Origin of the sequence: Chitinophaga sp. OAE865, from assembly GCF_040546735.1 — a bacterium.
GTDB classification, from domain to species: domain Bacteria; phylum Bacteroidota; class Bacteroidia; order Chitinophagales; family Chitinophagaceae; genus Chitinophaga; species Chitinophaga polysaccharea_A.
In genome coordinates this window covers 4509374-4535621 of the sequence record NZ_JBEPOF010000001.1, presented here as the reverse complement: position 1 = coordinate 4535621, position 26248 = coordinate 4509374, and the positions used below count along the sequence as shown (strand labels likewise).

Here is a 26248-nt window from a genome sequence, read left to right as displayed (position 1 = left end):
CAACCGTAGCGGTGAAGCAACAAAGCCTATTTCATTTTATCAAGGATATCTTCCCAGATAATGCGGGCAATCTGCTCCGTTTCCACCGTTCGGATGCTTCCCTCAAGGGTGTCTTCGTGATCAGCAGTAAAGGTAACGCCATGCGGCTCAAATTCATCCAGTACATGTTCACTCACATCAGGAATCACCTGGAATGCTGTTTCCAGAGCCCCCTTATCGATGGTGATAACCAACCCGTAAGGCTTACCTCTGATGATCACAGTAATGCTGTGCTTTTCCATACCCTGTATATTGCAAGCCATATACCACAAAAAAACGACCGGTGCAATGCAGTCGCCGGCCGTTTATATATGGGGAGGATAAAACACTCCTGAACCTGCCCATTCATGCAATAGCTGCCGTTTTTTTACGGGCTGCTGCCTTTTTTTTAGGCGCTGATTTTCTTGTTGCCGCTTTTTTAGCCGTAGTTTTCCTGGCTGTTGATTTTTTTGCCGTGGTTTTTCTTGCAGCAGCTTTTTTAGGCGCTGCTTTTTTCGCAGTGGATTTTTTTGCGGAAGATTTTTTCGCTGCTGCTTTTTTAGGCGCCGCTTTTTTCGCAGTGGATTTCTTTGCAGATGATTTTTTCGCTGCTGCTTTTTTAGGCACCTTTGCTCCTTCTTTCCTTGCTTCAGACAAGCCTATGGCGATAGCCTGCTTAGGATTGGTAACTTTCTTGTTGCTTCTTCCACTCTTTAGTTTCCCCTGCTTCATTTCTTTCATATTTTCTTCCACTTTGTGCTGCGATTCTTTTGAATACTTTGCCATGATAAAAAAATTTAGATGGGTTAAGAATAGAGTAACGTTGATGTGGAAACAAAATATAAGCCACGGAAAATGAGAGAGTTCTCCTTAAAAAACTGTAGAACAGACAATAAAAAGTGTGTGGAAAATTCTATGGATTGTGGAATGTATTGCCCTACTTCCCGTCCTGGTGCTGCGCAAATGCGCTACCAGCTTCACTGATACGTGATGGCACATATCTTGTTCAGCTTCCAGTAAATGTTTAACTACTATCACTAAAAAAAACCTCAGGATTATGGAAGACATCAGATATCAAACTGCCACACCGGTAAATCATGCTTCGGAAAAGAATTCCGATCAGAAAAGTAAACACAGTAAACGCGGATTTGCTTCTATGGACCCTGAACAGCAACGTGCCATTTCAAGAGAAGGTGGGAAGGCTGCACACCAACAGGGAGTAGCCCATAAATTCACTTCCGAAGAAGCCCGTGCTGCAGGCAAAAAAGGCGGCGAAGCCGTAAGCAGGAACCGCGAGCACATGGCGGCTATTGGCCGTAAAGGTGGAACCAACCGCGGAAAAAAGAAAAGCAGCGTAGAAAGCGATAATCAGCAATAACCCGATCACCCGGGTTATTGCGTTGTAGAAGGGGCCACAGGTCCCTTTTTCTCTCCCAGGCCGTCTCATATTCCAGTTTTCTTCCCTATATTTACGGCTTTTTCACCTTATGGCAGCAAAAAGACGCTGGATCTACTTTTTCCTCATCTTACTGAATATCCCTTTAGGACTGGCCACCCGTTGGACGCCCCAGTATTTTCCTGATCTCATACGAATATATGGCGGCGATGTATTATCTGCTACCTGTATTTTCTTTGGCATCCGCTTTCTTTTCCCGGTTACCCCGCTGTGGAAAACCGGCATCGGTAGTTACGCCGTTTGTCTCCTTATAGAAATACAGCAGCTATACCAGGCTGAATGGGCGGTCCGTATCCGCAACACGCCAGCCGGCATCCTGCTGGGACATGGATTCCTGTGGAGCGACTGCGTATGTTATGCCGTTGGCACCCTCCTGGCACTGGTAATTGCATGGCTTGCAGAAAGAATAATTTAACCTATATTTATTTATAAACCACAACACTATGCTGGTACTCATAAAAATAGTGATCGCTTTTGTGATGCTGGAACATCTGTATATCCTATGGTTTGAAATGTTTGCATGGACCAGCAGGGGTCCAAAAATATTTAAGCAACTGCCACGGGAGCTGTTTCCTCCCACCAAAGCGTTGGCCGCCAACCAGGGTTTATATAACGGGTTCCTGGCTGCTGGTTTAGCGTGGACCTTTTTTATTTCAGACCCTATATGGAGTTTACGGGTGGCCATGTTTTTCCTGGGCTGCGTAGCTGTTGCCGGCATTTACGGCGCGCTTACCGCCGGCAAAAAGATCTTTTTCGTACAGGCGTTACCGGCATTGATTGCATTGCTGCTGATCCTGTTTTATTAAGATAAAAACATGATAGAAGAATCAGATATACGGATAGGCAACTATGTTTCTTACTTTGATTATAACATGGAAGAAACAGCGTTTATAGTAGAAGGTATTCTACAGGGCTATGTTTATAATTCCGGTTTGCCTCTCAGCAAACTGCCCTATGCAAAGGTGAACCCAATGCTGCTGGACGTGGACCTGCTATTGAGGTTTGGATTCATAAAAGGAGATCCAGAATACGGAGAAGATGAAAATGTATATTCCCTGAAGTATAACCGCCTGCACAGTGTACATGTGCGTCATGAAAATAACGTGTTCCAGCCGCTTACAGATGCCGCGGAAGGACTGGTACCTTATGGCCGTTCCATTGTGCATGTGCATCAGCTGCAAAACCTGTTTCATGCAGTTACCCGCGATGAACTGGCTTTTTTTGAGTAGCTCATTTCCATTTTTCCGGTTTGAATAACACGGTGCCATCAGCTTTCAGCACCCATGCTGTAACGGGATTCACGTGGTATCCGCCCATATCTGCGCCACGCACCTGTACCAGTTGCTTTAATGTGGGCTGCCGGTAACCTGTATCATCCACCGCGAGGCTCATGATCTCTGTAGGCTTCCCGTCCCAGTACCAGAGGTAACGGAAACAGGTATGCGCCTTATCCATTACCGGCTCCTGCAACACTGCTTTGGTCCAGTGCTTCCCTGCATCGGTGCTGATCTCCACGCTGTCTATCTTCCCCCGCCCGCTCCAGGCGATGCCCCTTATCTCTATCCAGCCCTTTTCCACCTGCTGAGGGAATGAAGGGTAGGTAATAATGGAACGGGCATCCATATCAAAACTGAACTGACGGATCTTATGATCACGGATGGTTTCCGTGTATTTGGAAGTTTCTTCACGTGTCATAAAAGGCTGATCAGATAGCTCTATACGACGGATCCATTTCACATTGGTATTCCCCTCCCACCCGGGCAGGAATAGCCTTGCCGGGTAACCCTGTTCCGGCCGGATGGCTTCCCCGTTCTGTCCATAGGCTATCATGGCATCTTTCCAGCCTTTCTCCACGGGAATGCTGCGGGTCATTACGGCTGCATCAGAGCCTTCCGCCAGGAACCAGGTAGCTTTCGGATGCACGCCCACCTCCCGGAAAAGCGTGGATAGCATTACACCGGTCCATTCACTCTGGCTGGTAAGCCCACAGATTTCCTGCGGCGTCATGGTTTCTTTGCCCGATCTGAAGTTGCCTGAGCACTCTATAAAGGCAATGCGGGATACGGCCGGAAAACGCTTTAAATCGCGCAATGTGAAGATCATAGGCCGCTCCACCATCCCGTGGATCAGCAGTTCATACTTATCGGGATGGATCAGCGGCACACCGGCATGGCTTCTTTCAAAATGAAGGTCCGACGGCGTAATGATGCCATACAGCTCCTGTAAAGGTGTTCGGGAAGAAATATCAGACGGCTTTTTTTCCGGCTGTTCAAACGGGGAACGGGTGCCCAGTTTGCCGGGAAGGGTACCGGTTATCCTGGTGGGATCGGCATAAGGCATTTTTCCCATAGCCGTATCCGTTAGTACACCGGCGCCTGGCGCGCGTTGCACCCGGGCAGCCCCCATCAGGGCCGCAGCAGCAGAAACCGCGGCGGCCCTGAGCATGGTCCTTCTTGGTATTTTTTTAGCTGGCTTATTCTTATCCTCCATCATATTCATTTTACTTCATTGCCTCCGTGGCGGTCATCGTTCACATAATATTTTCTGGCCGGCATTTCAATGAGCGGCAGGTTTACCGCGTTCAGCTGCAGCGTATCGCTGATGATTTCATTGCGGTACAGCAGGAAAGCGGTAAGACTGTACACTTCCCCATCAGTGAGCGACCCCGGCGCATTAAAGGGCATCGCACGGCGGATATAATCAAACACCGTAGTGGCATAGGGCCAGTAGTTACCGATGGTTTTAGTGCGCACGGTATCATGCAGCGTGGCCACCAGGCGGTTGGGAGTAGGCTCTGCTCCTGTTTCGCCATGACAGGCAGCGCATTTTGCCAGGTAAATGGCCTTGCCGGCAGCTGCATTCCCGCTGCCTGCAGGCAGCCCTTTACCATCAGGCGCAATGGAGATGTTCAGCGAATCGATCTGCCGGGCAGTAGCTGTTCTTCCAAACCCGAAATGTTCCGGCCAGCCTGGTACCGGCGGCCGGGTGTTGGTATGGCAAGCCAGCATACCCAACACTATAACAACGGCCACCAGGTAACAGCCGGCATGTTTTATCTGCATAGCGTTTCTCAATAATTTCCTGCCTGCAACGTGCTGGGCGCTAATGTATACTTCCTGTCCACGCGGTCCAGTACTACGTAAAGACTATCCTTATTTTCATCCACACCACTCAGCACTACATGCGAACCATCAGTGGTGGCGTATTTCACCGTAAAGCGCTTCCTGTTTTCAAAGGCCGGCGCATTGATATAATCTCTTGCCCTCCGGGCAGACAATGCAATGGGTGCTATCTTTAAAGATTCATCACCGATATTCTTACGTGCCCCCGCAGGGATCCAGTCTTTCGCCTGTTGTGCCGCCTCTTTACGCGCTGCCTCTGCGGCTGCTTCATCCACTACGGCGCCACCATCGCCGCCTACACCGGCAGTGCGGTTACGCCTGTCAGGAACAGGTTTGTATTTATCTTCCAGGTATAGCACTTTATTCACCTCATCTGCATAATAATGAAATGCGCGCTGACCACCGGCAAGACCCGTTATTTCAAAAGTACGGTTCACATCCCGCTGTGGATCGCCGCCACCATTGGACAGATCAAGCGGGTGCGGCTTATTAACGCGGAACGTGAAGGTAGACCAGTTCTCAAACGTGGCTTCCTGCCAGCGAACGGTATCTAACGGCGAGTACGGGATCACCTGGCCGTTTAAACGGAACTCCGTTACCTGGTAATTGCCACGCAGTTCCTTTACTCCTGCTACTGAGGGCTGCTTGTACGGATCATACAAAAAGTTGATCAGCTGCAAATAAAAAAGCACACCCAGGAAAAGGAAGATGGTAAAAGATTTCAGCCCTATGCGGGTAAAGCGCTGCCATCTCTCCGGAAAAACAGGATAATAATTTACCGGCACTGTAAACCGTTCCTGTATCAGCAAACGGTAAATTTTAGGTACATCATTTACCAGCAGTAACGCTGCCAGCAATACAAAATAACTGCTATACACATGTACGCCGCCGTCATAGGCAAAGTTCACGTATACGATATCTCCCAGTGCGCCCAGAAGCAAAACAGCACCCAGCGTAGTGGTTTTACGGAAAAACAACAACGTACCCGCAGTTACTTCCACCACACCGGCAAATACCTGGTACCAGGGCACAATACCGATCGACAACCAGTAAATCTTCTGTGCCGTAAGATCTCCGAAATTGGTATTCAGAATGCCCAGGGATGGATACGGCATCTGAACCGGCAGCAGCTTTGTAAATCCAAAGCCTATGATGCCTATACCTGCACGGTATCTTACCACTACCCGCAGCCAGTACCAGGCGGTGTAATACTCTTTACGCGGCAGCCTGCGGGCTTTTACAATGCCGGTCCATATAAGGCCGCCGGCAGTGGCAATCAATGCCGTGGTGATCCAGTTGGCATAACCCAGCAACTGGCTGCCGAAAATAGTGTTGCCAAGGAAATTAATCCCTGAGCCAAAACGCGCAATATCATACAGGTCGCGATAGTTCAGCTGCGCCCAGTTGAGCTGCAGCAATTGCCTGTACCACTCCACACTGTTGGGAACAGATAATGCGATAAAGAAAATAAATGCGATACGGAATAACACCAGCTGGTATTCCTTCCATGCAGGCAACTGTGCCAAAGCTGCGTTTACAGCCGGCGGCACGCCGGAAGCCCTTTCCCGGATCACGGGTTCGCCTGGTAATGTTTGCGTATTATGAGCCATGATAATCGGTTTAAAGTTTTAGTTTCCTGTTTCTTCCCCCACCTTTTGCCACTTCTTCCAACAGGTATTTTTTATTTACTTTTTCCAGTATTACATAGATAGAGTCCCTGCTGTAAGTAGTGCCGGCAAGTATTACACGGTTCTGATCAGGCCGGGAATAATGCAGTGACAATGTTTCCGCCGACAGGCCCGGGTGCCTGTTTTCCAGTGTGAGCAGGTGTTGTGCAGCATCTGCAGTATAGCTATAATAATGCCTGCCACTGGTGCCTTCAGTTTCGTATAGCCTTTCCGCGTTATCGCGTTTTACCAGGTGCCGGTTATTGGCATTTACCGGTGCCGGCCTGTTGGTGCGGATACTGAGGGTATTCCATTCTTCAAACACCACGTTGCGCCAGCGGAGGGAATCTGTTAAAGAATAGGCCAGTGTATCTCCATTGATCACAAATGTTGCTACGTTATATAACCCGCTGATAGCCGGCAGTCCTTTCGTGGTTGGGTACTGGTAGGGATCATTTTTTGCGCCCACACCTGTTTTCACACCATATATCACCACGAAGAAAAGCAGGAAAGCCGTTTTCAATATCCACCTGCCGTTTTTCCGGAAGCCTTCAAATACCGGCCTGAAAGTAGCAGCGGCCGTAGGTTGTTGTAAGATGAGTAAACGGGTAATGCGCTGCAGATCAAAACTCAGGATCACGAAACCATAAGTGATCAGCAACAGGCTGTATACCTGGTCGCCTCCCTCATATGCCAGGTTGGATACGAAAATGTTACCGCAGAAAATAAGGAAGATGAAAGCACTGATGGAAGCGGTTTTACGGAACAGTAACCCTAACGCCAGTACGATTTCCACGCCACCCAGGAACAGTTCGTAGGAAGGGACAATACCAAGACTGAGAGAGAACAGCTTCCAGCGGTTAAAGTCGCCATAGGGTGTATTCAGGCTGCTCAGTGAAGGATATGGCGCCTGCAGGGTGAACAGTTTCAGGAAACCATAAGCCAGCAATGCCAGCGCCAGCCGGTAACGCAGGATCACCCGCAGCCAGTAAAAGGCAGCGTCGTAGGTGCGTGCCCGTTGGCGGTCTGCATACGTCCACACAATAGTGGCGGCTACTGCTATGAGCAACAGTATACCCCAATCTGCATACGTTGCAGGTCCTGTACCAAAGCGCGTTGTATAATTGGCCAGGTTAAAAATATCTTCATAATGAAGGTTAAAAACAGGGGTAGTAAAAAGATAACTGTAAAATTTCCAGTCGAACGGCAATGCCTGCAACAGGAAATAAATAAAGATTATCCTGAACCCTGTCTTTTCATAGTCTTTCCACGCGGGAGTTACATTACTCATTGGTGATTTATTATAAGGTGACAAGATCAGTAACCATCGTTTTGTTTCAGATTGCCGTTAGACAATGCGACTTCATTGGCCGGGATCGGAAATACATACAACTGTGGATTTGTAATATTCAAAACGGCGCCTGCGCGTTTGGTGCGCACCAGGTCGAACCAGCGGTGCGGCTCCAGTGCAAACTCTATCCTGCGCTCGTTTTCAATGGCCAGTAACAGGTCTTCTTTCCCGGTCTGTTCATTTACCGGCGCCAGTCCTGCCCTGTCGCGGATGATGTTAAGGTCTTCCCGTGCAAGATCTGCCTTACCCAGCTGTGCACGTGCTTCCGCGCGGATCAGGTAAAGCTCTGCTATGCGGATCACGTAGGCGGGATCAGTGGCAGGGCTCCTGTAATAAAGATTTCCATACCACAAGCCTGCGGATGTTTTTGCTACCAGGGCATTGCGGTTACCGCCAATGCCAGGATCATTCACCAGTGTGATGAATGCATCAGAGGGGGCCCATTGCCGGGTACCGCCGTTGGCAGGTGGCTGCCAGTAGTTACGGTGCCCGCTCAGGTAAGTAGCGCTGTACGACAGTTCAAACACTGATTCCCTTGTTGCCACTGCGCTTGCAGGAGAAAAGAAGGCATTGTAAGGCTTCAGCAGGGAATAGCTCCTTGTGTCGCTGATCACTTTGGAGGCATAGGCTTCCGCCTGCGCCCAGTTCGACTGGTACAGGTAGTACCTGGCTTTCAGCGCCCAGGCGGTTTGCTGGTTCACTCTTACCGGGTTGGGCGCCGCTGTTTGCGAAACCGGCGTGAGCAAGGAATCGGCAGTATTCAGATCGCTCAATACCTGCTGGTATACCTGCGCCTGAGTGCTGCCCTTTACATCCAGCTTATCGGATGCACTGAGTGTAGGCGTTAACGTTATCTGCACATTACCCCAGGTACGGGCAAGGTCAAAGTAGCTGAGCGCACGGATAAAGTAGGCCTCTCCTGTTGCCTGGTTCTTTTCTGTTTGTGAGAAAGTGGCGTCCTGGAGGCCTGGCACTTTCGCAATCACGTTGTTGGCGCCATTGATGGTAGCATAGATGGCTGCCCATACGGTTTGCAGGTTACCGTTGTCTGCATTTATTTTATGGGTGATGAATTGCTGGATAATGGATTGGGAACCGGTCCATTGTACGTTATCACCGGGCAGATAACCAAAGGTCTGGAATAATGCGCCATAATAGCCATCGTTGCCGAGGCGCCTGTATACCCCGCGCAATGCAGTATTGGCGGAGGTTTTATCAATGATGGTCTGTTCGTCGGATACGCTGTCACGTGGTTCCACATCAAGGAACTTTTTGCACGACATGCTTGTCAGCGCCAGGAAAAAGAGCGATATATATTTCCGATATGCTTTCATATGGAAGAATTAAGAGCGGTTAAAGAGTTACGTTTAAGCCAAACTGTACGCTGCGTGGTTGGGGCGGTGTGCCAAGATCCAATCCCTGTACGGTTTGTATACCTGTTACGTTTGATTCGGGGTCCAACCCGGTGTATTTGGTGAGCAGCCAGAGGTTACTACCGGTGAAGTACACACGCAGTAACTGGATATGCAGTTTTTCACTGACTGATTTCGGCACGGTATATCCCAGTGTGAGGGATTTGAGACGCAGGAAGGAGCCATCTTCCAGGAAGCGGTTGTTCTGGTCGATGGTATAGTTGAGGCCATAGGCGGTGAGGCGGGGCACATTGGTGATGTCGCCTGGTTTCTGCCAGCGGTTCAGCTGATCCGCAAATAATACGCGGTTGGCATCACGGGTCCCCCCGCCTTCCCCGAAAAATTTATTCAGGTTGTATACATCGTTACCATATTGGAAAGAGAACAATACGCTCAGGTCAAAACCTTTATACGATACCGTGTTGCTGAAGCCTCCAAAGAATTTCGGCATAGCGTTCCCCATTACCTTGCGTGCAGATACGGGCAGCTTACCATCCTTCTCTCCTTCAAAAATTGCGTTGCCTGTTTGCGGATCCACGCCCAGCTGGTTGTACAGCCAGAAGGAATACATGGGAGAACCCTCCTGCATAATGATCCAGTCGCGGTTATACTGGTATATCGGCGTTGGCAGTTTTTCGATGCGGTTGGTATTACCGGCAATATTCAGGCTGCTGGTCCAGGTAAAATTACGGGTAGAAATATTGGTAGTATTGATACCGATTTCATATCCTTTGTTACTGATCTCGCCTGCGTTGCTGTAAATGGAAGTAAAGCCGGAAACGCCTGCCTTAGGCAGTTGCAGCAGTACGTCGCTGGTGTATTTATAGTATACATCCGCTGTAATGCTGATGCGGCCATTGAATAAGCCGAGGTCCAGCCCCCCGTTGAACTGGCTGGTTTTTTCCCAGCGCAGGTCCGGGTTGGGCAACTGCAATGGCGCGGTGCCTGGCTGATCGCCGGTAGTGTTGTCGGGATAACCGGCGCCACCGGACCACAATCCTTTCGCAGCAAAGTTGTTGATGCCTGACTGGTTACCCGTGATACCATAGCTGGCACGTACTTTCAGGTCGCTGATGCTGTTCACGGACTTCAGGAAGTTTTCTTCCTTGAGCCGCCAGGAGGCGCTCACAGAAGGGAAATATCCCCATTTATAATTATCTCCGAATTTTGAAGAACCATCTGCGCGGATACTTGCTTCAAAATAATATTTACCTGCATAGTTGTAATCGATCCTGGAGAAGAAAGACGACAAGGTGCTGCGGGTCCATGTTTGAGCCGCAGTGCGTGTAGCGGCAGCCGAAATATACTTATAGGAATTGTTGGGGAAGCCGGTTCCCTGGGCAGATGTTAGTGTTTCCGTATTACTCTGGATGGTATTGCCAACCAGCACACCGAAGAAATGTTTCTCCCCTGCATGTTTGCGCCAGGTAAGTGTTTGCTCGTTGATCCAGGAAGTGTTCTGGGTAATGGCGGAAGTGGCCAAACCATTGGTCGGACTGGCCCCCAGCTGGGTAAGATTATTCCAGTATTCCGATTCGTTATAGTTATTGTAGTCGATGCTGATATTGCTGTGGAATTTTAAATCCGGCAGTAAGGTGGCATCGAGATACAGGTTACCGATGTAGCGGAGGCTTGTGGTGTGTACATCGTAGTTATCGATGAGCACCTGCACATTATCGAATCCTGCCCAGCGGGCTGGTGTACCGTCGGCATTTGTTTCCGGGAGATAAGTAGGCGTGTGTAAAGCCGCCTGTAACAAGCCTCCCTGCGGGCCATCGCCTGCGCGACCCTGGCTGCGGAAGCTGCGGGAGAAGCTGTTGCTGGAACCGATGGTCACCTTATCGTTCACCCGTTGATCTATATTCAGTTTGAAGCTGGCCCTTTCAAAGGAAATGGGTTTAAGAATAGACTCCTGTTTGGAGTAGCCGCCGCCGAAGTAATATTTTGTTTCGCGGTTGCCTCCTGAAAGGGAGAGATTGTAATTCTGCAGCGGCGCTGTCTGGAATACTTCTCCCAGGCGGTCGTAGGTTTGCTGATCCTGTGGCAGGCCACGCGGCGCCGGTGTTTTACCGGGATTATCATTCAATGCCCTGAATGGCACGAAGCTGTATTTTGCAATACCTGCCTGGTCGTTGAGCGCGGTGGCATCTGCCAGGGAGTTGCGGTAAAACTCATTCACCAGTTCCGCATGCTGGGGGCCGGTAGTGAGGTCCCACATTTTGGGCGCCCAGGCCACGCCTGCTGATACATCTGCTGTTACTTTAGCTTTACTGTTATAATTACCGCGACGGGTAGTAACGATCACCACGCCATTGGCGCCCCTGGAACCATAGATGGCTGTGGCGCTGGCATCTTTCAGTACTTCTATATTTTCAATATCCGACGGGTTGATGTCTGCCAGCGGAGAAGTGGAGCGCCCGCCGGTGCTTACCGTTTGCAGGCTGGAGTTATTCATAAAAACCCCGTCGATGATATAAAGAGGATCATTGTCGGCATTAATAGAAGTGGTACCGCGGACCCTTACAAATACACCGTCGCCGGGCACGCCTGTATTGGAGTTGATCTGTACGCCGGCGGCCCTTCCCTGCAGCTGTGCATCGAAGCTGGCCACGGGTACTGTCACCACATCGGCGCCTTTAACAGAGGAAATGGCGCTGGTAAGGTCCCTTCTTTTCTGAGTGCCATAGCCCACCACCACTACGTCGTTCAACTGGGTGCTGAGCTCTTCCAGGGCGATGTTGCCTGCATTGGATTTATCGGCATATACTTCCTTCAGTTTATAGCCCAGGGAAGATATCTGGTAAATGACCGGCACTTTCTGCCCGGTGAGGAATGCGAATTCCCCGTTTGGGCCGCTTTGTACCTCGTGGGTAGTGCCTTTGATATGCACAATGGCCCCTGGGATAGGCTGCTGTGATTTAGCGTCAATGATCCGTCCGGAAAGGGAAATGTTGTTCTGAACAATGTTCCTGTGCACAGGTTTGGTAGTGTCTGCACTGTGAGGCGCGCGCAATTCCTGCGACCATGCAGTAGCCGCCAGCAGCAGCCCGCAGCTGCATGCAATAGCAATTTTCATTATCTTTACTTTGGTATGAAAAAATGAGGCCGGTGAAAGCAGGCAACTGCTATCACTGTAAAATGTCTCCACAGCCTTGATTACCAGCCGGAACTGCGTCACCAGTTCCGGCCTTTTTATTTTTGATTGATCCTTCCTAACATCGGTTAGCCGTGTATTCCACGCAGCAATTTTTCCTCATTAAGTGTAATGATGTTTCCATGTCGGTAATATTTTGAAAGATAAACGGGGCATGTCAACAGGTGGATGAATTTCCCCTAAAGCGGACCCGGAAAGCCGTACGAAGTACAATAATACAATAATTTTTTAAAAGTCTATAATTTTAGTAGACTAATTAAAAAATAAAACACAACCTTCTGCGCACGAAGTTTGTTGACCTATATGTGATTCATTTTCATACAAAAAAGAATGCCATGACCAACAACACCTCTCTTATTCCCGATCCCGCTGCATTGGATGAGCTATGTATCAATACGCTCCGTTTTTTGTCGGTAGATGCGGTGCAGAAAGCAGACAGCGGGCATCCGGGTTTGCCGCTGGGCGCTGCCCCGATGGCCTATGTATTGTGGACACGGTTCCTCCGTCATAGTCCCTCGGATCCGCATTGGTTTAACCGCGACCGTTTTGTATTATCTGCAGGGCATGGCTCTGCATTGCTTTATAGTTTGCTGCATGTAACCGGTTATGATCTGCCCCTGGAAGAGCTTAAACGGTTCCGGCAATGGGGCAGTAAAACACCGGGGCATCCCGAGCGTGGATTGGCCCCCGGCGTGGAAGTAACTACAGGCCCGCTTGGACAGGGATTTGCCAATGGTGTGGGCATCGCCATGGCGGAGGCATATCTGGCCGCCAGGTATAACCGCCCGGGCGATGCTGTGATAGACCATTACACCTATGCATTGGTAAGCGACGGCGATCTGATGGAAGGCGTTGCAGCAGAAGCGGCTTCTCTTGCCGGCCATTTACGGCTAGGTAAACTGATTTACCTGTACGACGATAACCGCATCACGCTAGCTTCCGCCACACCGGTTACTTTCACGGAAGATCATGCAAAGAGGTTTGAATCGTACGGATGGCATACACAAAAAGTAGAAGACGGCAACGATCTCGACGCTATTGATGCCGCGATCCGCGCTGCCCAGGCGGAGAAAGACCGGCCTTCCATTATCCTGGTGCGTACGCATATAGGTTTTGGCTCGCCCAAACAGGATACCACCGGGGCGCATGGTTCACCGCTGGGCCCTGAAGATGTAAAACTCACAAAAGAAAAACTGGGCTGGCCGGTGGAACCGGATTTTTTAATACCACCGGAAGCCCTGGATCATTTTCGTGCAGCCGTAGACGTTGGTAAGAAATTATCTTCCAAATGGGAAGAACAAATGATCATCTACGCGCAAAAATATCCTGAGCTGGCCAGGGAGTTACGTTCCCTGATACATGACCATATTCCTGCAGATTGGGACAAAGACATTACCCCGTTTGCTGCAGACAGTAAAGGACTGGCCACCCGTGCGGCCTCCGGGAAAGTGATGCAGGCGTTTTTTAAACACCTGCCCGGTTTTATTGGCGGGTCTGCCGATCTGAACACTTCCACCAATACGGAATTAAAGGATGCAGGTAATTTTGAAAGCCCCGCTATGCAGCAGGGCGACCTCCAGGGCGCGGCAGGCGGCGTATGGGGCTATGATGGCAGGAATATCCAGTATGGTGTGCGGGAACACGCTATGGGCGCTGTTTCCAATGGGTTAGCCGCACACGGTGGTATACTCCCCTTTTGCGCTACCTTCCTTACCTTCTCGGATTATATGCGGCCTTCGATCAGGCTGGCAGCGCTTTCCGAATTGAAAGTGGTGTATGTTTTTACGCACGACAGTATCGCGATGGGTGAAGATGGGCCCACCCATCAGCCGGTGGAGCTGCTGGCAGCACTCCGCGCCATTCCCCGCCTGGTGGTGATACGCCCGGCAGATGCCAATGAAACGATTGCAGCCTGGCAAATCGCCGTGCTGGAACCAGACAAACCCGTAGCGCTGATCCTCACGCGGCAGGCCGTACCTACACTGGACCGCACTAAATATGCTGCTGCCAGCGGGCTCCGCTATGGCGGCTACATTCTTGCAGATGCGCCTGATGCAAAACCAGAGCTGATCCTTATTGCCACCGGCTCTGAAGTGCACCTGATAGTGGAGGCACAGGAAAAACTGAAATCGTTCAATATTGCAGTACGTACCGTTTCAATGCCCAGCTGGGAACTGTTTGAAGCGCAATCACCTGCATACCGCGATCAGATACTCCCTCCCGAAGTAACAAACAGGATAGTGGTGGAAGCCGGTATTTCGCAGGGATGGCACCGTTATGCCGGCGACAAAGGCGAGATTATATCCATCGACCATTTTGGCGCTTCCGCACCTGGCCCGGTGCTGTTGCGTGAATTTGGGTTCACCGTGGAAAATATCTGTGAACGCGCCCTGGCGCTATTAAAAAAACAAACATAATCAATGAAGGAACTCGTGGTATTTGACCTGGATGGAACATTAGCGCAAAGCAAATCAGCCATTGATGAAGAGATGAGCGGGCTGTTGTATTCGTTGTTAACAGTGGTAAAGGTGGCCATCATTTCCGGCGGCGCCTGGCCCCAGTTTGAGCAACAGGTGCTGGCTGAGCTGCCCGGTGCAAAAAAACTGGAACGCCTGTTTATTTTGCCCACCTGTGGTACACAATTTTATGAGTACAATGGTAAGTGGAATAAATTGTATGCGGAAGATTTTACAGCCGATGAAAAAAAGAAGATCACCGATGCGCTCAACAGTGTGGTGAATACATTGGGATACAAAGCCGCACATTTATGGGGCGATGCCATTGAAGACCGCGGCAGCCAGATCACTTTCTCCGCACTGGGACAGGAAGCGCCGCTGGAAGAAAAGAAAAAGTGGGATCCTGATTTTGCAAAAAGGCAGAAAATGAAAACGTTGCTGGATAGTATGATACCGGAATTTTCTGTCAACCTGGGTGGCACTACTTCCGTAGACATTACCAAACCCGGTATTGACAAGGCTTACGGCATTCATAAGCTCAGGAGTATCCTGCATATTCCTATAGATAAAATGTTATTTGCAGGAGATGCTATTTTTCCTGGCGGGAATGATTATCCTGCCAGGGAAGCAGGTGTGGATTGTATTAAAGTACGTGACCCGGATGAAACGAAACGGGTGATAGAAACAATTATAGCCTGCTATGCGCGATAGCTGAGTAATTCGTTGATCAGTTCCGTTAAGTTGATTGTTCCGGTAGCGATCACTTCATCACCGGCCCCGTAATAAATATAGAGGGTATCGTCAAATAAGGCTGTGCCTGTAGGGAAACAAACATTATCCACATCTCCCCTTATTTCCCAATCCCGTTCCGGCGCCAATATGGGATAGGGTAACCGCGCAATTTCCTTCGATGGGTCATCCAGGTCGAACAGCGCAGCGCAGCCAACATACACATAGCCTTCCGGCGTTTCATGCACACCGTGATAAATGAACAGCCAGCCATGCGGTGTTTCCACCGGCGGACAGCCGGCGCCCACATAACTCATTTCGTGTTTATACTTCGGCGTTAGTATGATATGATCGTGAAGATGGAGATAATAATCTTTCCAGAAATCCGCTGTAAGATCAGACAGATTATTTACTGATACCAGCTGTATATGCGGTTTTATGCGATGGAGAAAATAAAACCTGCCATTAATTTTCCTTGGGAAAAAGACTACATCCTTATCCCATAAACGCGGGTTAAAATCGTTGTACAGGATATATTTTTCATCCAGCGGAGCATTGGTTTCCGCGAGTTGTTTAAACTCTGCATAGTCCATTTGCGCTACTATGAGCCCGTGTTTTTCAAACTGCAATCCATCTGTGGAAGTGGCCAGCGCTGCACAGGCGCTTACTCCGTCGTACGCCGTATAGGTAAGATAGAATAAGCCGTCAATATACACTACCCGCGGGTCTTCCAGTCCTTTTGCCTCATAGTCGTGCTCGGGGAACAAAATAGGCTTGTTCAGCCGTTCTTCGATGGTGAGCGGATCACTCAGTTTACAAAAACCAATACTTGAATGATTGCCTTTCTGTACTGCGCGGTAATAAAAAAGCACCTTATCTCCCACCCTGATGGTAGCCGGGTTTAATACGCCTTCGTTTTCAAATTCCAGGTTGGTTTGATGCAGCAGTATACCTTCTTTTTTGATCCGTATCATAATTCCGGGTTCCGTTGGATAAACAAAAACAACTACCTGTAAAAGATAACAATTTTTACTGATCCGGCATGCGCCTGCCGGAAACATATCTTAAATGACCAATATAAGGTAGGTACAGGGCATAAAAAAAGGACGAACCGATGTACTCGTATTCGTCCTTTTGTGACCTCATCTGGATTCAAACCAGAAACCTTTTGATTCGTAGTCAAATGCTCTATTCAGTTGAGCTATGAAGCCGTTTTCCCGTTTCGGGATTGCAAATGTAGAATAAATTTTTATTCTAACAAATTATTTTTCAACTTTTTATACCTGACAGCTTTTCTTCAGGTTATTTGTTTTTATAGAAAATGCCGCATTATCTGCAGCATTTTCTTTTTTGTGACCTCATCTGGATTCAAACCAGAAACCTTTTGATTCGTAGTCAAATGCTCTATTCAGTTGAGCTATGAAGCCATTTCCCGTTTGGGATTGCAAATGTAGGAATAGTTTTAAATTAAACAAAAAATTAAATGTATTTTTTTGAGACTACCGTGAATGGATATACGCAATTTACAGGCGCTCCTGTAGAGAACTGCCGCCGGATAAACAGCGGGATCATTTTTTATATCTCATTGCAGGTAGGACAGCTGCTTTATACAGATTGATCCAATGTTTCATTCTGTTTGCTGACCTTATCATAATTCTGTTTCTTTAGTGCTGCCAGCTTTTGCCTGAGTGTATTGTTACTGGTAGCCAGTATCTGCACTGCCAGTAAACCGGCGTTATGTGCATTATTCACTCCTACTGTAGCCACGGGCACATCACCAGGCATTTGTACTATAGATAAGAGGGAATCCCAGCCATCAAGAGAGTTGGAAGATTTAATCGGCACGCCAATTACAGGTAAAGTAGTTATAGCGGCCACCATACCCGGAAGATGTGCTGCGCCACCGGCGCCTGCAATGATGATCTTCAAACCACGTTCTTCAGCGGCAGCTGCATAGTCGAACATTTTCTGGGGGCTGCGGTGTGCCGATACAACGTTGAACTCATACTCTACTTCAAACTTCTTTAAAACCTCTATTGCCTGACGCATAATAGGCGCATCAGAACTACTGCCCATAATAATGCCTACCTCTACCTGTTTCATATTTTTTAATTTAAAATTTTGCGTATTGTTTCAGCCTTTGCTACAATGCTTTCCATTGTGCTGCCTCCAATGGTGATATGACCTACTTTCCTGCCTGGTCTTCTGCCCTTTTTGCCGTACCAGTGAAGATGCACTTCTTCCATGCTCAACAGAAGCGGCAGTTTCTCCCGGACGTTTGAATCTGGTGAAGCGCTTTCCAGTATATTCATCATTAAAGAAGGGAAACGAAGACCTGGATCACCCAATGGCAGTCCGAGTATGGCGCGGAGCAGTTGTTCGTATTGTGATGTAATACTTGCTTCTATGGTGTGATGACCACTGTTGTGCGGCCTTGGAGCCAGTTCATTCACTAAAAGTTTATTATCTTTTGTGATAAACATTTCTACAGCGAGAATACCAACCAGCTTAAGCGCATCTGCTATTTTACCGGCGAGGGCGATGGCTTCTTCCTTTATATGCTCATCTATCTGAGCCGGCGCCATCTGGAAATCAAGTATGAACTTCTCCTCTGAAAAGACCATGGCCACCGGGTCATAGCATTTTACAGCACCATGCTCGTTCCTTGCTACGATAACAGCAATTTCCTGTTTAATATCCACCAATTCTTCAAGCACACAGGGCACATCAAAAGCCTTTTCAATATCCGCCGGTGTTCTTAAAACCATTACGCCATAGCCATCGTACCCATCGCGCCGTTTTTTTAAACAGCCAGGTAGTTTACTCTCATACCGGTGCAGGTCATTTTTACCCTGAACGGCTTCACCTGGCACTACAGGTATATTGTGCGACTGTAAAAATTGCTTCTGGCTGAATTTATCCTGGATTACTTCAATAGTATCAGGAGTTGGAAAAACCTTTACTCCCTGCTTTTCCAGCTGGCGTAAAGCAGCGATATTTACAGCTTCCTTTTCTATGGTAATAACATCCAGTCCCTTGCCAAACTCCAGCACGGCTTCATAGGAAGCGGGATCAGCACAAAAGAAAGAAGAAGTATAACGTGAACAGGGCGCGTTGGCATCACTGTCCATTACTGAAACGTTGAGGCCAAAATCTATTGCAGGCCGCATAAGCATAGCACCCAGCTGTCCGCCTCCCAGTACTCCTATTTTCAAATTTTCAAACATAATCTTCAGTTAGCAGGCAAAGGTATAAAACTATTTCAAATGATGGCAATACACCCGATTACTGTAATTTCTGAGTAGCAGCCATCATTAAGAAGTTGTTTTATTATAACAATTTTCAGCGCTCCCGGTACTGCTGAAAGCATTGCACGTGAGAAAAACTGTTAGTTAAAAAAGAAAAAAGCGAAACCCTTTTTAAAAGAATTTCGCTTTGTGACCCCGTCAGGATTCAAACCTGAAACCTTCTGATCCGTAGTCAGATGCTCTATTCAATTGAGCTACGGAGCCATGTGTTTTTGTGAGTGGATGGCAAAGGTAGGGGATTTTTTGAAAATCCCAAACAGTTATTAAAAAAATTTCCGCAATCTTCTGATTTACACTTACTTTTACAGCAATTGCTTAATCATTATACGAAGTGAAGATCCAACTCTGGAGCATAGGAAAAGAACACGACCCCTACATCAGGGACGGGATGGCCGTTTTTCAGAAAAGACTGCAGCATTATGTGGATTTTGAGGTTAAATTGATCCCGACTGTTAAACAGGCAGCCAGTTTATCTGTTCCGGAACTAAAAAAGCAGGAGGCGAAAATTATCCTGGATATGCTGCAGCCTACTGACTTCCTGCTGGCGCTTGACGAGAAAGGGAAAATGATGACCACTGTGCAGTTTGCCGATTTCCTGCAGCAACGTAATAATGCCGGCACACGGCAGCTGATCATCCTGATAGGCGGCGCTTTTGGTATTGATGATGCGGTATTGCAAAGAGCGCAGCTGAAAATGTCGTTATCCCCGCTCACTTTTCCCCATCAGCTGGTACGTCTTATTTTTACAGAACAATTATATCGTGCCTATACAGTATTGAATAGGGAAAAGTATCATCATCAATAAGTACCTTTATCACCTAAACAAAAGCTTTATGATGTTTTCGATCAGTTTGGTTATTATCATTGTTACCTGCCTCGTATCCTATACTGCCCTTAAAAATTATGACCAGCTGGATAAGATGAGCCTGCAACCCTATATGGTAAAGAATTACAGACAATATTACCGCTTTATTACTTCAGGGTTTGTGCATGCTGATTTTCAGCATCTCATTTTCAATATGCTTACTTTATTTTTCTTTGGTCCTGCCATTGAAAATTTATTTATGCAGCTTTTCCAAAGTAAGGTGGTGTATATTTTATACTACCTGCTTGGAATAATTGTAGCCAATATTCCCTCTTATATAAAGCACCGGAATAATTCCAGCTATTCTTCCCTTGGAGCCTCCGGGGCTATTTCTGCGGTAGTATTTACGGCTATTATGGTAGATCCCTGGAACACCATTTACTTATTTTTTATCCCGATCCCCGCGGTCATTTATGGTGTTTTATTCCTTGCCTTGTCGGCGTATATGTCGAGGAAAGGTGGTGACAACATCAATCACGATGCGCATATGTGGGGTGCGTTATTTGGTATTGTGTTTCCATTGGTCTTTCATCCCGAGCTTGGAACTTATTTTCTGAATATGCTTATGCACCCAAGGTTTGGGAGATAAATACAATTGCCGGCAGCGGTTGGGCCCCTGCCGGCAACCACTATCCTGCCAGGGTAATACTGATTACATTCTTTGTTCCTGAAGTGATCTTTACGCGATCGTCTACCCTCATTCCCACCAACCATACAATCCGTTTATCGGACTCCAGTACCCATACATTTTCCTTCCGGGGCATGGATAATTTCTGATCGATCAGGAAACGGCTTACTTTTTTCTTTTTGGGCATTCCCAGCGGATAAAAGTAATCGCCCTGCTTCCATTTTCTCAGGATCAGCGGAAACTTTACCCGGGCGGCATCCAGCCAGGCTGTTTCCGGGGATGCCGGGATACCGGCGTTACCTCTCTCCTGCTCCCGGATCTGCAATTGTCCGCCTCCAAAATGAATGTGCGATTGTCCCCGCTCAATCACCACCAGGGGCGATACTTCCGTTGCCAGCGGCGTAATGAGCAGCCATTGACGGTTGCGGACAATACGGTGGCTGCCCGTATCTACAAACCTGCCGGATTCACTTTCCAGCAACGACAATACCTGTTGTGTTTGTGCAGAAGTACATCCGAAGCTGCGGAACAGTTCCCAGGCAATTGTGTGCAGAGGCACTGTTTTCTGCAGTTTCAATACAGGCACCATCCAGGTGTTCCCCTGCTGGAACAGCAGCCGTTTACGATGTTTCGCCAATGCCTCCTGGTAAAGTATCTCCGCCTCCTTCATCCGTTCAATGGTGCCGGCCATATTTTTTATCACACCCGGGAACGCTTCCTGTAAACGGGGAATTACCTGGTGCCGGAAATAATTACGTGTATACTTGTCAGTTATATTGGAACTATCTTCCACAAAAGAAATATTATTCATGGCAGCATACGCCACCAGTTTATCTTTCTCCGCAAATAACAACGGGCGGAGCAGGTGTTCCTGTTTGGGAAGGATACCATGCAAACCTGCGATACCGGTACCTTTGGCAAAATTCATCAGGGCAGTTTCCACGCTATCCTGCATATGATGGGCGGTAGCAATAAAGGCATACCCGTTTGTGGCGCGTATGTCTTCCAGCCAGCGGTAACGCAGCTCCCGCGCGGCTACCTGTATGGTTACACGATGTTCTTCCACATAGGCATGGGTATCAAATTTCACTACATGAAGCGGTAATTCCAGAGCTGCCGCCATGCTGTGCACAAATGCTTCGTCCCGCTCAGATTCCTCCCCTCTCAGCTGAAAGTTACAGTGGGCAATGCCTGCGTGGTAGCCGGCATTTTTAAACAACCAGGCCATTACTACCGAGTCCACACCGCCGCTTACCGCCAGCAGCACCTTTTGTGCAGGATCAAATAATCGCTGACGGGAAATATAAGCAGCAAAATCAGTTACTAAATGTTGAGGCATGCGTTGTTTGTTGGATGAATAATATCAGTATAGCAGGTCTTCATAGGCTGATTGTAGCTCATTGTACGCATGTCTTTCATTACCTGCTTTAGCCATGGCCATACCTTTTTCATATATGCTGATAGCGCCGGTATTATCACCTGCGCGCTCCAGTAATTTACCCAGGTGATAATAAGAACCTACATAACCGGGTTCATGAGCCAGCAGTTCTTCAAACAGCTGCCTGGCCGTAACATCATCGTTGAGCTTAATGTATTCCAGCGCCAAAGCATGTTTCAGGAAGCTGTCGTTAGGCGTAGCCTCCAGGAATTGCTTTATCTGTGCGATTCTGTCCATTCAGATATTATTATTTTTTTATTCAATATGTCGTTATTCCCGACTGATTAAAATCATTTTTCCGCCTGCGGTTGGCTTATATTATTTAGATATATTTGCTATTACCGCATTTTTAAACAAAACAGTTTAAGGCCATGAAGATTTTAGTATGTATCAGCAAAACTCCGGACACGACTGCAAAAATAGCTTTCACGGACAACAACACGAAATTCAATGAGGCAGGTGTACAGTTTATTATTAATCCGTACGATGAATGGTATGCATTGGTAAGGGCGCTGGAGCTGAAAGAAACCATCGGGGCCGATGTGCATCTTATTACGATAGGCGGCGCTGATTGCGATCCGGTGATCCGTAAGGCCCTGGCTTTGGGCGGAGACGAGGCATTCCGTATAAATGCGGATAATGCAGACAGTTATTACATAGCATCGCAGATTGCGGCGCATGCGAAGGATAGACAATATGATATAATTTTTACCGGTAAAGAGACCATTGACTACAATGGCTCCGGTATAGGCGGTATGGTGGCGGAGCTGCTGGAACTACCCTATGTATCCATTGCTGCTAAATTTGATCTTAACGGCACTGTAGCTACCATTAACCGGGAAATAGAAGGCGGAGAAGAAGTGTGTGAAGTATCGCTGCCGGTGGTGGTTTCCTGCCAGAAAGGAATGGCAGAAGCCCGGATCCCCAATATGCGTGGTATTATGGCGGCCAGAACCAAACCCCTTACCGTGGTGGAACCTGTTGCGGCAGATGCCCTTACTTCAGTAGTAAGCTTTGAACTTCCTCCGGCAAAGGCCGGCGTTAAACTGATCAGTCCTGATAACGTGGAAGAACTGGTGAAGTTACTGCATGAAGAAGCAAAAGTGATCTAAGGGTAAATTATCTCTCAACTACTAATTAAATTATTGATGTCTATATTAATATTCGCCGACCAGGCACAGGGTAAGATCAAGAAAGCGGCGCTGGAAGCCGTTCAATATGGTGCAAAAGTAGCTGAACAGCTGGGAACTACCGCCACTGCGCTGGTGCTGGGCCCTGTGGATGCTGCCGAGCTGGCCGCGCTTGGCAACTATGGCGCGCAAAAGGTTTTGCATGCTGCAGATGCCCGACTGCATGAAGTGGAAACCATCGTGTATACTAAAGTGATTGCTGAAGCAGCTGAAAAAGAAGGCAGCAAGGTGATCATCTTCCCTCATAATTTTGATGGAAAAGCTATTGCCCCGAGAGTATCCGCCCGGCTGAAAGCCGGACTGGTAGCGGGCGCTATCTCCTACCCGGATACGGCCAATGGCTTTGTGGTAAAAAAGAATGTATTTTCCGGTAAGGCGTTTGCCAATATCAATATTACTTCAGACAAGAAGGTGATCGCCATTATCCCGAATACATTTCCTGTAAACCCGGGAAGCGGAACGGCCAGCGTAGAGGCATTCTCTCCTGCCATCAGCGATGCGGATTTCAAAGTGAAAGTAGTTAAAACGGAAACCGTGAGCGGTGAAGTGCCGTTAACCGAAGCGGAAGTAATTGTAAGCGGCGGCCGTGGTATGAAGGGCCCGGAAAACTGGGGAATCCTGGAAGACCTGGCCAAAGCCCTGGGAGCGGCTACAGCGAGCTCCCGGCCGGTAGCCGATGCAGGCTGGCGCCCTCATCATGAGCACGTAGGACAAACCGGTTTAACGGTGCGCCCAAATCTATACATCGCAGTAGGCATTTCAGGCGCTATCCAGCACCTGGCCGGTGTTAACGGCAGCAAGGTGATCGTGGTGATCAACAAAGATCCGGAAGCGCCGTTTTTCAAGGCTGCAGATTATGGCATAATAGGTGATGCATTCGAGGTAGTGCCTAAGCTTACAGAAGCTGTGAAAAAACTGAAACTCAGCTAAGCGAACAGGTTACGGTATAAGAATTACGGATGAGATATTCAGTTTTTAAGATCGTGTTGATTTTTCATCCGTAATTCTTTTACCTTAATTCTTATATCATAGATTTATCACTATAGATTTTTTTTAGATAAGGAATATTTTTCTAACTTCACGGTCTTACAAACTATTCAGCGACAACGCAAGACAGATATGAGAAAAATAGAACTGGAAATAGTTGCTTTATCGCACAGCATTACGCAAACTCATTCATATGCCGTGGTATTGGGAGAAGTGAACGGTTTACGCCGTTTACCCATTGTGATTGGGGGCTTTGAAGCGCAAGCGATTGCAGTGGCTCTGGAAAAAATGCAACCCAGCCGGCCTTTAACACATGACCTGATGAAAAACTTCATGAATGCCTTTAACGTGGAATTACAGGAGGTGGTCATCAGCAATCTGCAGGAAGGTATCTTTTACTCAAAACTGATCTGTTCCAACAATGATGAAACAATAGAGATAGATTCCCGGACATCAGATGCACTGGCGCTTGCAGTCCGCTTCGGATGCCCTATCTATACTTTCGAAAATATCCTCAACAGTGCAGGGATCCTGCTGGATGACCCTGCCGGTAAAAAGACCAGTAAGCCCGTTACTCCTACTATTTCAGAGCATGAGAAAGGCGCCGAAGATGACCTCAAAGCCTTAAATGTAGAGGAATTAACAACACTGCTCCAGGAAGTGCTGGAACAGGAAGATTATATCCGGGCTATCGCTATCCGCGATGAGATCAACAGCCGCAAAAGCAAATAATTTTTATTTCATATACGCCCTGCAGCTGGTTTAAACGTGGCTGCCGGATTACTGTGCAATAAACAATACATGATTGTATTTCCTAACTGTAAAATAAACCTGGGCTTACATGTTACCCGGAAACGCCCTGATGGCTTCCATGATCTGGAAACTATATTTTATCCCCTGCCTGTTAATGATGCGCTGGAAGTGATTACACATACAACGCTACAGTTTGAAAGCAGCGGGGTTCCTGTTCCTGGTAATGCGGCCGACAATCTCTGTTTAAGGGCGTTTCAGCTGCTACAGTCCGATTTCCCGCAACTACCGCCGGTAAGCATTCATTTACTAAAAAATATACCCATTGGAGCTGGTCTGGGTGGAGGTTCTGCAGATGCGGCTTTTATGCTGCAGCTGCTTGACCAGAAGTTTCAGCTGGGCTTAACAGAAGCGGCGCTCGTGGATTATGCCGCACAACTGGGGAGCGATTGCCCCTTTTTTATTGTGAACCGGCCTTGTTATGCTACAGGAAGGGGAGAAATTATGGAGCCAATAACCCTGGACCTCTCCGGGTATTCGTTTGTGCTGGTACACCCGGGCATCCATGTAAACACCGGCTGGGCATTTAAGCAGCTCACACCTGGTACACCGGCTTATTCGCTCCGGGAAGTGATACAAACGCCTGTAGAATTATGGAAAGATGTACTGACCAATGCTTTTGAAGCACCCGTATTCCAGGCGCATCCTGTGCTGGGTTACATTAAGGCGCAGATGTATTCATCAGGGGCTGCGTATGCCGCCATGAGTGGCAGCGGTTCTGCGGTGTTTGGGATTTTCCCTAAAAACAAAATAGCTGACATCCTGTGGGATGCCAGCTACCGGGTATTTACTATCAGGTAAGTCTTACTTTACAGAAGCTACCAGTGCTTTAAATGTTTCTGGTTCATTCATAGCCAGATCAGCCAAAACTTTTCTGTTCAGGTCGATATTCTTACCGGCTAATTTGTTCATAAACACAGAATAGGTCAGCCCTTCTGCTCTAACAGCAGCGTTGATACGGGCGATCCACAGCTGGCGATAGTTTCTTTTCTTTAATTTACGGCCAACATAGCTATAAGTAAGTCCTTTCTCAAGAACGTTCTTCGCTACGGTGTACACATTTTTTCTTTTACCGTAGAAGCCTTTGGCTTGCTTTAAGATCCTTTTTCTCCGGGCTCTTGAAGCTACGGCATTAACTGAACGAGGCATTTGCTTTGTTTTTTTCTCAGGTTATAAAATTCGATTCTTTTGACAGATACTAGCGCATTCCGAGCATTCTCTTAACCAGGTTAAGATTTGCTTCGTGAACCAGCGTACTACCTCTTAAGCTACGTTTTCTTTTCGTAGATTTCTTAGTCAGTAAGTGGCTTTTGAAGGCCATGAACCGCTTAATCTGTCCGTTCCCACCAACCTTGAACGTTTTCTTGGCACGGGAATGTGTCTTTACTTTGGGCATCTTACATCAAATTTGGTCTGCAAAGGTATGAAAATAATTGAATAAAGCGCAGTCTCCCTTAAATAATTCAGCCCCTCCGCTCAATGTGGATAACTTTTCTGATATTTTTTTACCTCCTTTAAGCAATTGACAATCAATTTTTCGCTAACCCATCTTCCCAACTTATCTGGCAGCTAATCATATTATGAATAAGTACACTTTTTTTATTTCTCCATATTATATCTAATTTTAATCTCAATTTAATTACATATTTTAACCATA

27 protein-coding genes and 3 tRNA genes are annotated in these 26248 nt (G+C 47.7%); 12 read left to right on the top strand and 18 right to left on the bottom strand.

Going from position 1 to position 26248, the window contains the following annotated elements:
• Window positions 1-26: 26 nt before the first annotated feature.
• Both ABIE50_RS18285 and ABIE50_RS18280 read right to left on the bottom strand, forming a co-directional pair.
• The gene (locus tag ABIE50_RS18285) at window positions 27-281 is read right to left on the bottom strand and encodes a hypothetical protein (RefSeq protein WP_142686972.1); all 255 of its coding nucleotides are present in this window, start codon (window positions 279-281) and stop codon (window positions 27-29) included.
• A 103-nt stretch (window positions 282-384) separates the two neighbouring features.
• Window positions 385-804 (bottom strand): DUF6496 domain-containing protein, encoded by a 420-nt coding sequence (locus ABIE50_RS18280; RefSeq protein ID WP_354028067.1) that lies wholly within the window; start codon window positions 802-804, stop codon window positions 385-387.
• A gap of 271 nt (window positions 805-1075) precedes the next feature.
• Here ABIE50_RS18280 and ABIE50_RS18275 point away from each other — a divergent pair, with 271 nt between their 5' ends.
• The 4 genes from ABIE50_RS18275 (at window position 1076) to ABIE50_RS18260 (ending at window position 2703) form a co-directional block, all read left to right on the top strand.
• Window positions 1076-1396, top strand: a complete 321-nt coding sequence (locus tag ABIE50_RS18275; protein WP_142686971.1) for a KGG domain-containing protein — start codon at window positions 1076-1078, stop codon at window positions 1394-1396.
• Window positions 1397-1505: 109 nt separating this feature from the next.
• Window positions 1506-1889, top strand: coding sequence for a ribosomal maturation YjgA family protein (locus ABIE50_RS18270; protein WP_209857703.1), 384 nt, complete (start codon window positions 1506-1508; stop codon window positions 1887-1889).
• Between the two features lie 28 nt (window positions 1890-1917).
• Window positions 1918-2280, top strand: a complete 363-nt coding sequence (locus tag ABIE50_RS18265) for a DUF1304 domain-containing protein (protein WP_209857702.1) — start codon at window positions 1918-1920, stop codon at window positions 2278-2280.
• A 9-nt stretch (window positions 2281-2289) separates the two neighbouring features.
• Window positions 2290-2703 (top strand): hypothetical protein, encoded by a 414-nt coding sequence (locus ABIE50_RS18260; protein ID WP_142686968.1) that lies wholly within the window; start codon window positions 2290-2292, stop codon window positions 2701-2703.
• 1 nt (window position 2704) lies between these two features.
• Here the strand turns inward: ABIE50_RS18260 and soxC are convergent, their stop codons facing one another.
• The 6 genes from soxC to ABIE50_RS18230 are packed head-to-tail and all read right to left on the bottom strand — an operon-like array spanning window position 2705 to window position 12102.
• On the bottom strand, window positions 2705-3964 hold the full coding sequence (gene soxC / locus ABIE50_RS18255; protein WP_209857701.1) for a sulfite dehydrogenase: 1260 nt from the start codon (window positions 3962-3964) through the stop codon (window positions 2705-2707).
• Between the two features lie 5 nt (window positions 3965-3969).
• A complete protein-coding gene (locus ABIE50_RS18250; RefSeq protein WP_354028066.1) occupies window positions 3970-4536 on the bottom strand; it encodes a c-type cytochrome in 567 nt (188 codons plus the stop codon).
• Window positions 4537-4544: 8 nt separating this feature from the next.
• On the bottom strand, window positions 4545-6206 hold the full coding sequence (locus ABIE50_RS18245) for a hypothetical protein (RefSeq protein WP_209857700.1): 1662 nt from the start codon (window positions 6204-6206) through the stop codon (window positions 4545-4547).
• 10 nt (window positions 6207-6216) lie between these two features.
• A complete protein-coding gene (locus ABIE50_RS18240; protein WP_209857699.1) occupies window positions 6217-7554 on the bottom strand; it encodes a DoxX family protein in 1338 nt (445 codons plus the stop codon).
• Between the two features lie 26 nt (window positions 7555-7580).
• Complete coding sequence (locus tag ABIE50_RS18235) at window positions 7581-8948, bottom strand: RagB/SusD family nutrient uptake outer membrane protein (RefSeq protein WP_209857698.1); 1368 nt, start codon at window positions 8946-8948, stop codon at window positions 7581-7583.
• A gap of 19 nt (window positions 8949-8967) precedes the next feature.
• Window positions 8968-12102, bottom strand: coding sequence for a SusC/RagA family TonB-linked outer membrane protein (locus tag ABIE50_RS18230; protein WP_209857697.1), 3135 nt, complete (start codon window positions 12100-12102; stop codon window positions 8968-8970).
• A 413-nt stretch (window positions 12103-12515) separates the two neighbouring features.
• On the opposite strand from ABIE50_RS18230, the gene tkt reads away from it, so the two are divergent.
• Entirely contained in the window at window positions 12516-14597 is a 2082-nt protein-coding gene (gene tkt / locus ABIE50_RS18225; protein WP_209857696.1) for a transketolase, read from the top strand.
• 3 nt (window positions 14598-14600) lie between these two features.
• Window positions 14601-15347, top strand: coding sequence for an HAD-IIB family hydrolase (locus tag ABIE50_RS18220; protein WP_209857695.1), 747 nt, complete (start codon window positions 14601-14603; stop codon window positions 15345-15347).
• Here ABIE50_RS18220 and ABIE50_RS18215 read toward each other — a convergent pair.
• The 6 genes from ABIE50_RS18215 to ABIE50_RS18190 all read right to left on the bottom strand — a co-directional run bounded on the left by ABIE50_RS18215 (window position 15335) and on the right by ABIE50_RS18190 (window position 18877).
• The gene (locus tag ABIE50_RS18215) at window positions 15335-16339 is read right to left on the bottom strand and encodes a glycoside hydrolase family 130 protein (protein WP_209857694.1); all 1005 of its coding nucleotides are present in this window, start codon (window positions 16337-16339) and stop codon (window positions 15335-15337) included. The two genes, ABIE50_RS18220 and ABIE50_RS18215, sit on opposite strands and share 13 nt — an antisense overlap.
• Window positions 16340-16502: 163 nt before the next feature.
• Window positions 16503-16576, bottom strand: a tRNA-Arg gene (locus ABIE50_RS18210).
• Window positions 16577-16718: 142 nt separating this feature from the next.
• Window positions 16719-16792 (bottom strand) — tRNA-Arg (locus tag ABIE50_RS18205).
• Between the two features lie 178 nt (window positions 16793-16970).
• Window positions 16971-17468 (bottom strand): 5-(carboxyamino)imidazole ribonucleotide mutase, encoded by a 498-nt coding sequence (purE, locus tag ABIE50_RS18200; RefSeq protein ID WP_142686959.1) that lies wholly within the window; start codon window positions 17466-17468, stop codon window positions 16971-16973.
• Between the two features lie 5 nt (window positions 17469-17473).
• Entirely contained in the window at window positions 17474-18592 is a 1119-nt protein-coding gene (locus ABIE50_RS18195) for a 5-(carboxyamino)imidazole ribonucleotide synthase (RefSeq protein WP_209857693.1), read from the bottom strand.
• A 211-nt stretch (window positions 18593-18803) separates the two neighbouring features.
• Window positions 18804-18877, bottom strand: a tRNA-Arg gene (locus tag ABIE50_RS18190).
• Between the two features lie 127 nt (window positions 18878-19004).
• Here ABIE50_RS18190 and ABIE50_RS18185 point away from each other — a divergent pair.
• Both ABIE50_RS18185 and ABIE50_RS18180 read left to right on the top strand, forming a co-directional pair.
• Window positions 19005-19478: a 23S rRNA (pseudouridine(1915)-N(3))-methyltransferase RlmH gene (locus ABIE50_RS18185; RefSeq protein WP_209857692.1), complete on the top strand. Its 474-nt coding sequence runs from the start codon at window positions 19005-19007 to the stop codon at window positions 19476-19478.
• A gap of 28 nt (window positions 19479-19506) precedes the next feature.
• Entirely contained in the window at window positions 19507-20127 is a 621-nt protein-coding gene (locus ABIE50_RS18180) for a rhomboid family intramembrane serine protease (protein WP_142686956.1), read from the top strand.
• 40 nt (window positions 20128-20167) lie between these two features.
• Here the strand turns inward: ABIE50_RS18180 and tilS are convergent, their stop codons facing one another.
• Both tilS and ABIE50_RS18170 read right to left on the bottom strand, forming a co-directional pair.
• Window positions 20168-21505, bottom strand: a complete 1338-nt coding sequence (tilS, locus tag ABIE50_RS18175; protein ID WP_209857691.1) for a tRNA lysidine(34) synthetase TilS — start codon at window positions 21503-21505, stop codon at window positions 20168-20170.
• Window positions 21506-21529: 24 nt separating this feature from the next.
• Window positions 21530-21841, bottom strand: coding sequence for a tetratricopeptide repeat protein (locus ABIE50_RS18170; protein WP_142686954.1), 312 nt, complete (start codon window positions 21839-21841; stop codon window positions 21530-21532).
• A 134-nt stretch (window positions 21842-21975) separates the two neighbouring features.
• Here ABIE50_RS18170 and ABIE50_RS18165 point away from each other — a divergent pair, with 134 nt between their 5' ends.
• From ABIE50_RS18165 to ispE, 4 genes are all read left to right on the top strand, one after another.
• On the top strand, window positions 21976-22716 hold the full coding sequence (locus ABIE50_RS18165) for an electron transfer flavoprotein subunit beta/FixA family protein (protein ID WP_209857690.1): 741 nt from the start codon (window positions 21976-21978) through the stop codon (window positions 22714-22716).
• 36 nt (window positions 22717-22752) lie between these two features.
• Entirely contained in the window at window positions 22753-23724 is a 972-nt protein-coding gene (locus tag ABIE50_RS18160) for an electron transfer flavoprotein subunit alpha/FixB family protein (protein WP_209857689.1), read from the top strand.
• Window positions 23725-23913: 189 nt separating this feature from the next.
• Complete coding sequence (locus ABIE50_RS18155) at window positions 23914-24513, top strand: bifunctional nuclease family protein (protein WP_142686951.1); 600 nt, start codon at window positions 23914-23916, stop codon at window positions 24511-24513.
• 69 nt (window positions 24514-24582) lie between these two features.
• Complete coding sequence (ispE, locus tag ABIE50_RS18150) at window positions 24583-25392, top strand: 4-(cytidine 5'-diphospho)-2-C-methyl-D-erythritol kinase (protein ID WP_209857688.1); 810 nt, start codon at window positions 24583-24585, stop codon at window positions 25390-25392.
• Window positions 25393-25395: 3 nt separating this feature from the next.
• On the opposite strand, the gene rplT is transcribed toward ispE, so the two are convergent.
• Both rplT and rpmI read right to left on the bottom strand, forming a co-directional pair.
• Window positions 25396-25740 carry a 50S ribosomal protein L20 gene (rplT, locus tag ABIE50_RS18145; RefSeq protein ID WP_078673350.1) on the bottom strand — a complete coding sequence of 115 codons (345 nt, stop codon included), beginning with the start codon at window positions 25738-25740 and terminating at the stop codon, window positions 25396-25398.
• A gap of 49 nt (window positions 25741-25789) precedes the next feature.
• The gene (gene rpmI / locus ABIE50_RS18140) at window positions 25790-25987 is read right to left on the bottom strand and encodes a 50S ribosomal protein L35 (protein WP_079471802.1); all 198 of its coding nucleotides are present in this window, start codon (window positions 25985-25987) and stop codon (window positions 25790-25792) included.
• Window positions 25988-26248 lie beyond the last annotated feature (261 nt).

Coding starts and splice junctions, on each gene's coding strand:
- ABIE50_RS18260 (WP_142686968.1), top strand. CDS start 2,290: ATGATAGAAGAATCAGATATACGGATAGGCAACTATGTTTCTTACTTT.
- ABIE50_RS18245 (WP_209857700.1), bottom strand. CDS start 6,206: ATGGCTCATAATACGCAAACATTACCAGGCGAACCCGTGATCCGGGAA.
- ABIE50_RS18235 (WP_209857698.1), bottom strand. CDS start 8,948: ATGAAAGCATATCGGAAATATATATCGCTCTTTTTCCTGGCGCTGACA.
- ABIE50_RS18195 (WP_209857693.1), bottom strand. CDS start 18,592: ATGTTTGAAAATTTGAAAATAGGAGTACTGGGAGGCGGACAGCTGGGT.
- rplT (WP_078673350.1), bottom strand. CDS start 25,740: ATGCCTCGTTCAGTTAATGCCGTAGCTTCAAGAGCCCGGAGAAAAAGG.
- ABIE50_RS18250 (WP_354028066.1), bottom strand. CDS start 4,536: ATGCAGATAAAACATGCCGGCTGTTACCTGGTGGCCGTTGTTATAGTG.
- ABIE50_RS18230 (WP_209857697.1), bottom strand. CDS start 12,102: ATGAAAATTGCTATTGCATGCAGCTGCGGGCTGCTGCTGGCGGCTACT.
- ispE (WP_209857688.1), top strand. CDS start 24,583: ATGATTGTATTTCCTAACTGTAAAATAAACCTGGGCTTACATGTTACC.
- ABIE50_RS18165 (WP_209857690.1), top strand. CDS start 21,976: ATGAAGATTTTAGTATGTATCAGCAAAACTCCGGACACGACTGCAAAA.
- ABIE50_RS18155 (WP_142686951.1), top strand. CDS start 23,914: ATGAGAAAAATAGAACTGGAAATAGTTGCTTTATCGCACAGCATTACG.
- ABIE50_RS18215 (WP_209857694.1), bottom strand. CDS start 16,339: ATGATACGGATCAAAAAAGAAGGTATACTGCTGCATCAAACCAACCTG.
- ABIE50_RS18275 (WP_142686971.1), top strand. CDS start 1,076: ATGGAAGACATCAGATATCAAACTGCCACACCGGTAAATCATGCTTCG.
- ABIE50_RS18240 (WP_209857699.1), bottom strand. CDS start 7,554: ATGAGTAATGTAACTCCCGCGTGGAAAGACTATGAAAAGACAGGGTTC.
- purE (WP_142686959.1), bottom strand. CDS start 17,468: ATGAAACAGGTAGAGGTAGGCATTATTATGGGCAGTAGTTCTGATGCG.
- ABIE50_RS18285 (WP_142686972.1), bottom strand. CDS start 281: ATGGAAAAGCACAGCATTACTGTGATCATCAGAGGTAAGCCTTACGGG.
- soxC (WP_209857701.1), bottom strand. CDS start 3,964: ATGGAGGATAAGAATAAGCCAGCTAAAAAAATACCAAGAAGGACCATG.
- rpmI (WP_079471802.1), bottom strand. CDS start 25,987: ATGCCCAAAGTAAAGACACATTCCCGTGCCAAGAAAACGTTCAAGGTT.
- ABIE50_RS18270 (WP_209857703.1), top strand. CDS start 1,506: ATGGCAGCAAAAAGACGCTGGATCTACTTTTTCCTCATCTTACTGAAT.
- ABIE50_RS18170 (WP_142686954.1), bottom strand. CDS start 21,841: ATGGACAGAATCGCACAGATAAAGCAATTCCTGGAGGCTACGCCTAAC.
- ABIE50_RS18160 (WP_209857689.1), top strand. CDS start 22,753: ATGTCTATATTAATATTCGCCGACCAGGCACAGGGTAAGATCAAGAAA.
- ABIE50_RS18220 (WP_209857695.1), top strand. CDS start 14,601: ATGAAGGAACTCGTGGTATTTGACCTGGATGGAACATTAGCGCAAAGC.
- ABIE50_RS18180 (WP_142686956.1), top strand. CDS start 19,507: ATGATGTTTTCGATCAGTTTGGTTATTATCATTGTTACCTGCCTCGTA.
- ABIE50_RS18265 (WP_209857702.1), top strand. CDS start 1,918: ATGCTGGTACTCATAAAAATAGTGATCGCTTTTGTGATGCTGGAACAT.
- tkt (WP_209857696.1), top strand. CDS start 12,516: ATGACCAACAACACCTCTCTTATTCCCGATCCCGCTGCATTGGATGAG.
- tilS (WP_209857691.1), bottom strand. CDS start 21,505: ATGCCTCAACATTTAGTAACTGATTTTGCTGCTTATATTTCCCGTCAG.
- ABIE50_RS18280 (WP_354028067.1), bottom strand. CDS start 804: ATGGCAAAGTATTCAAAAGAATCGCAGCACAAAGTGGAAGAAAATATG.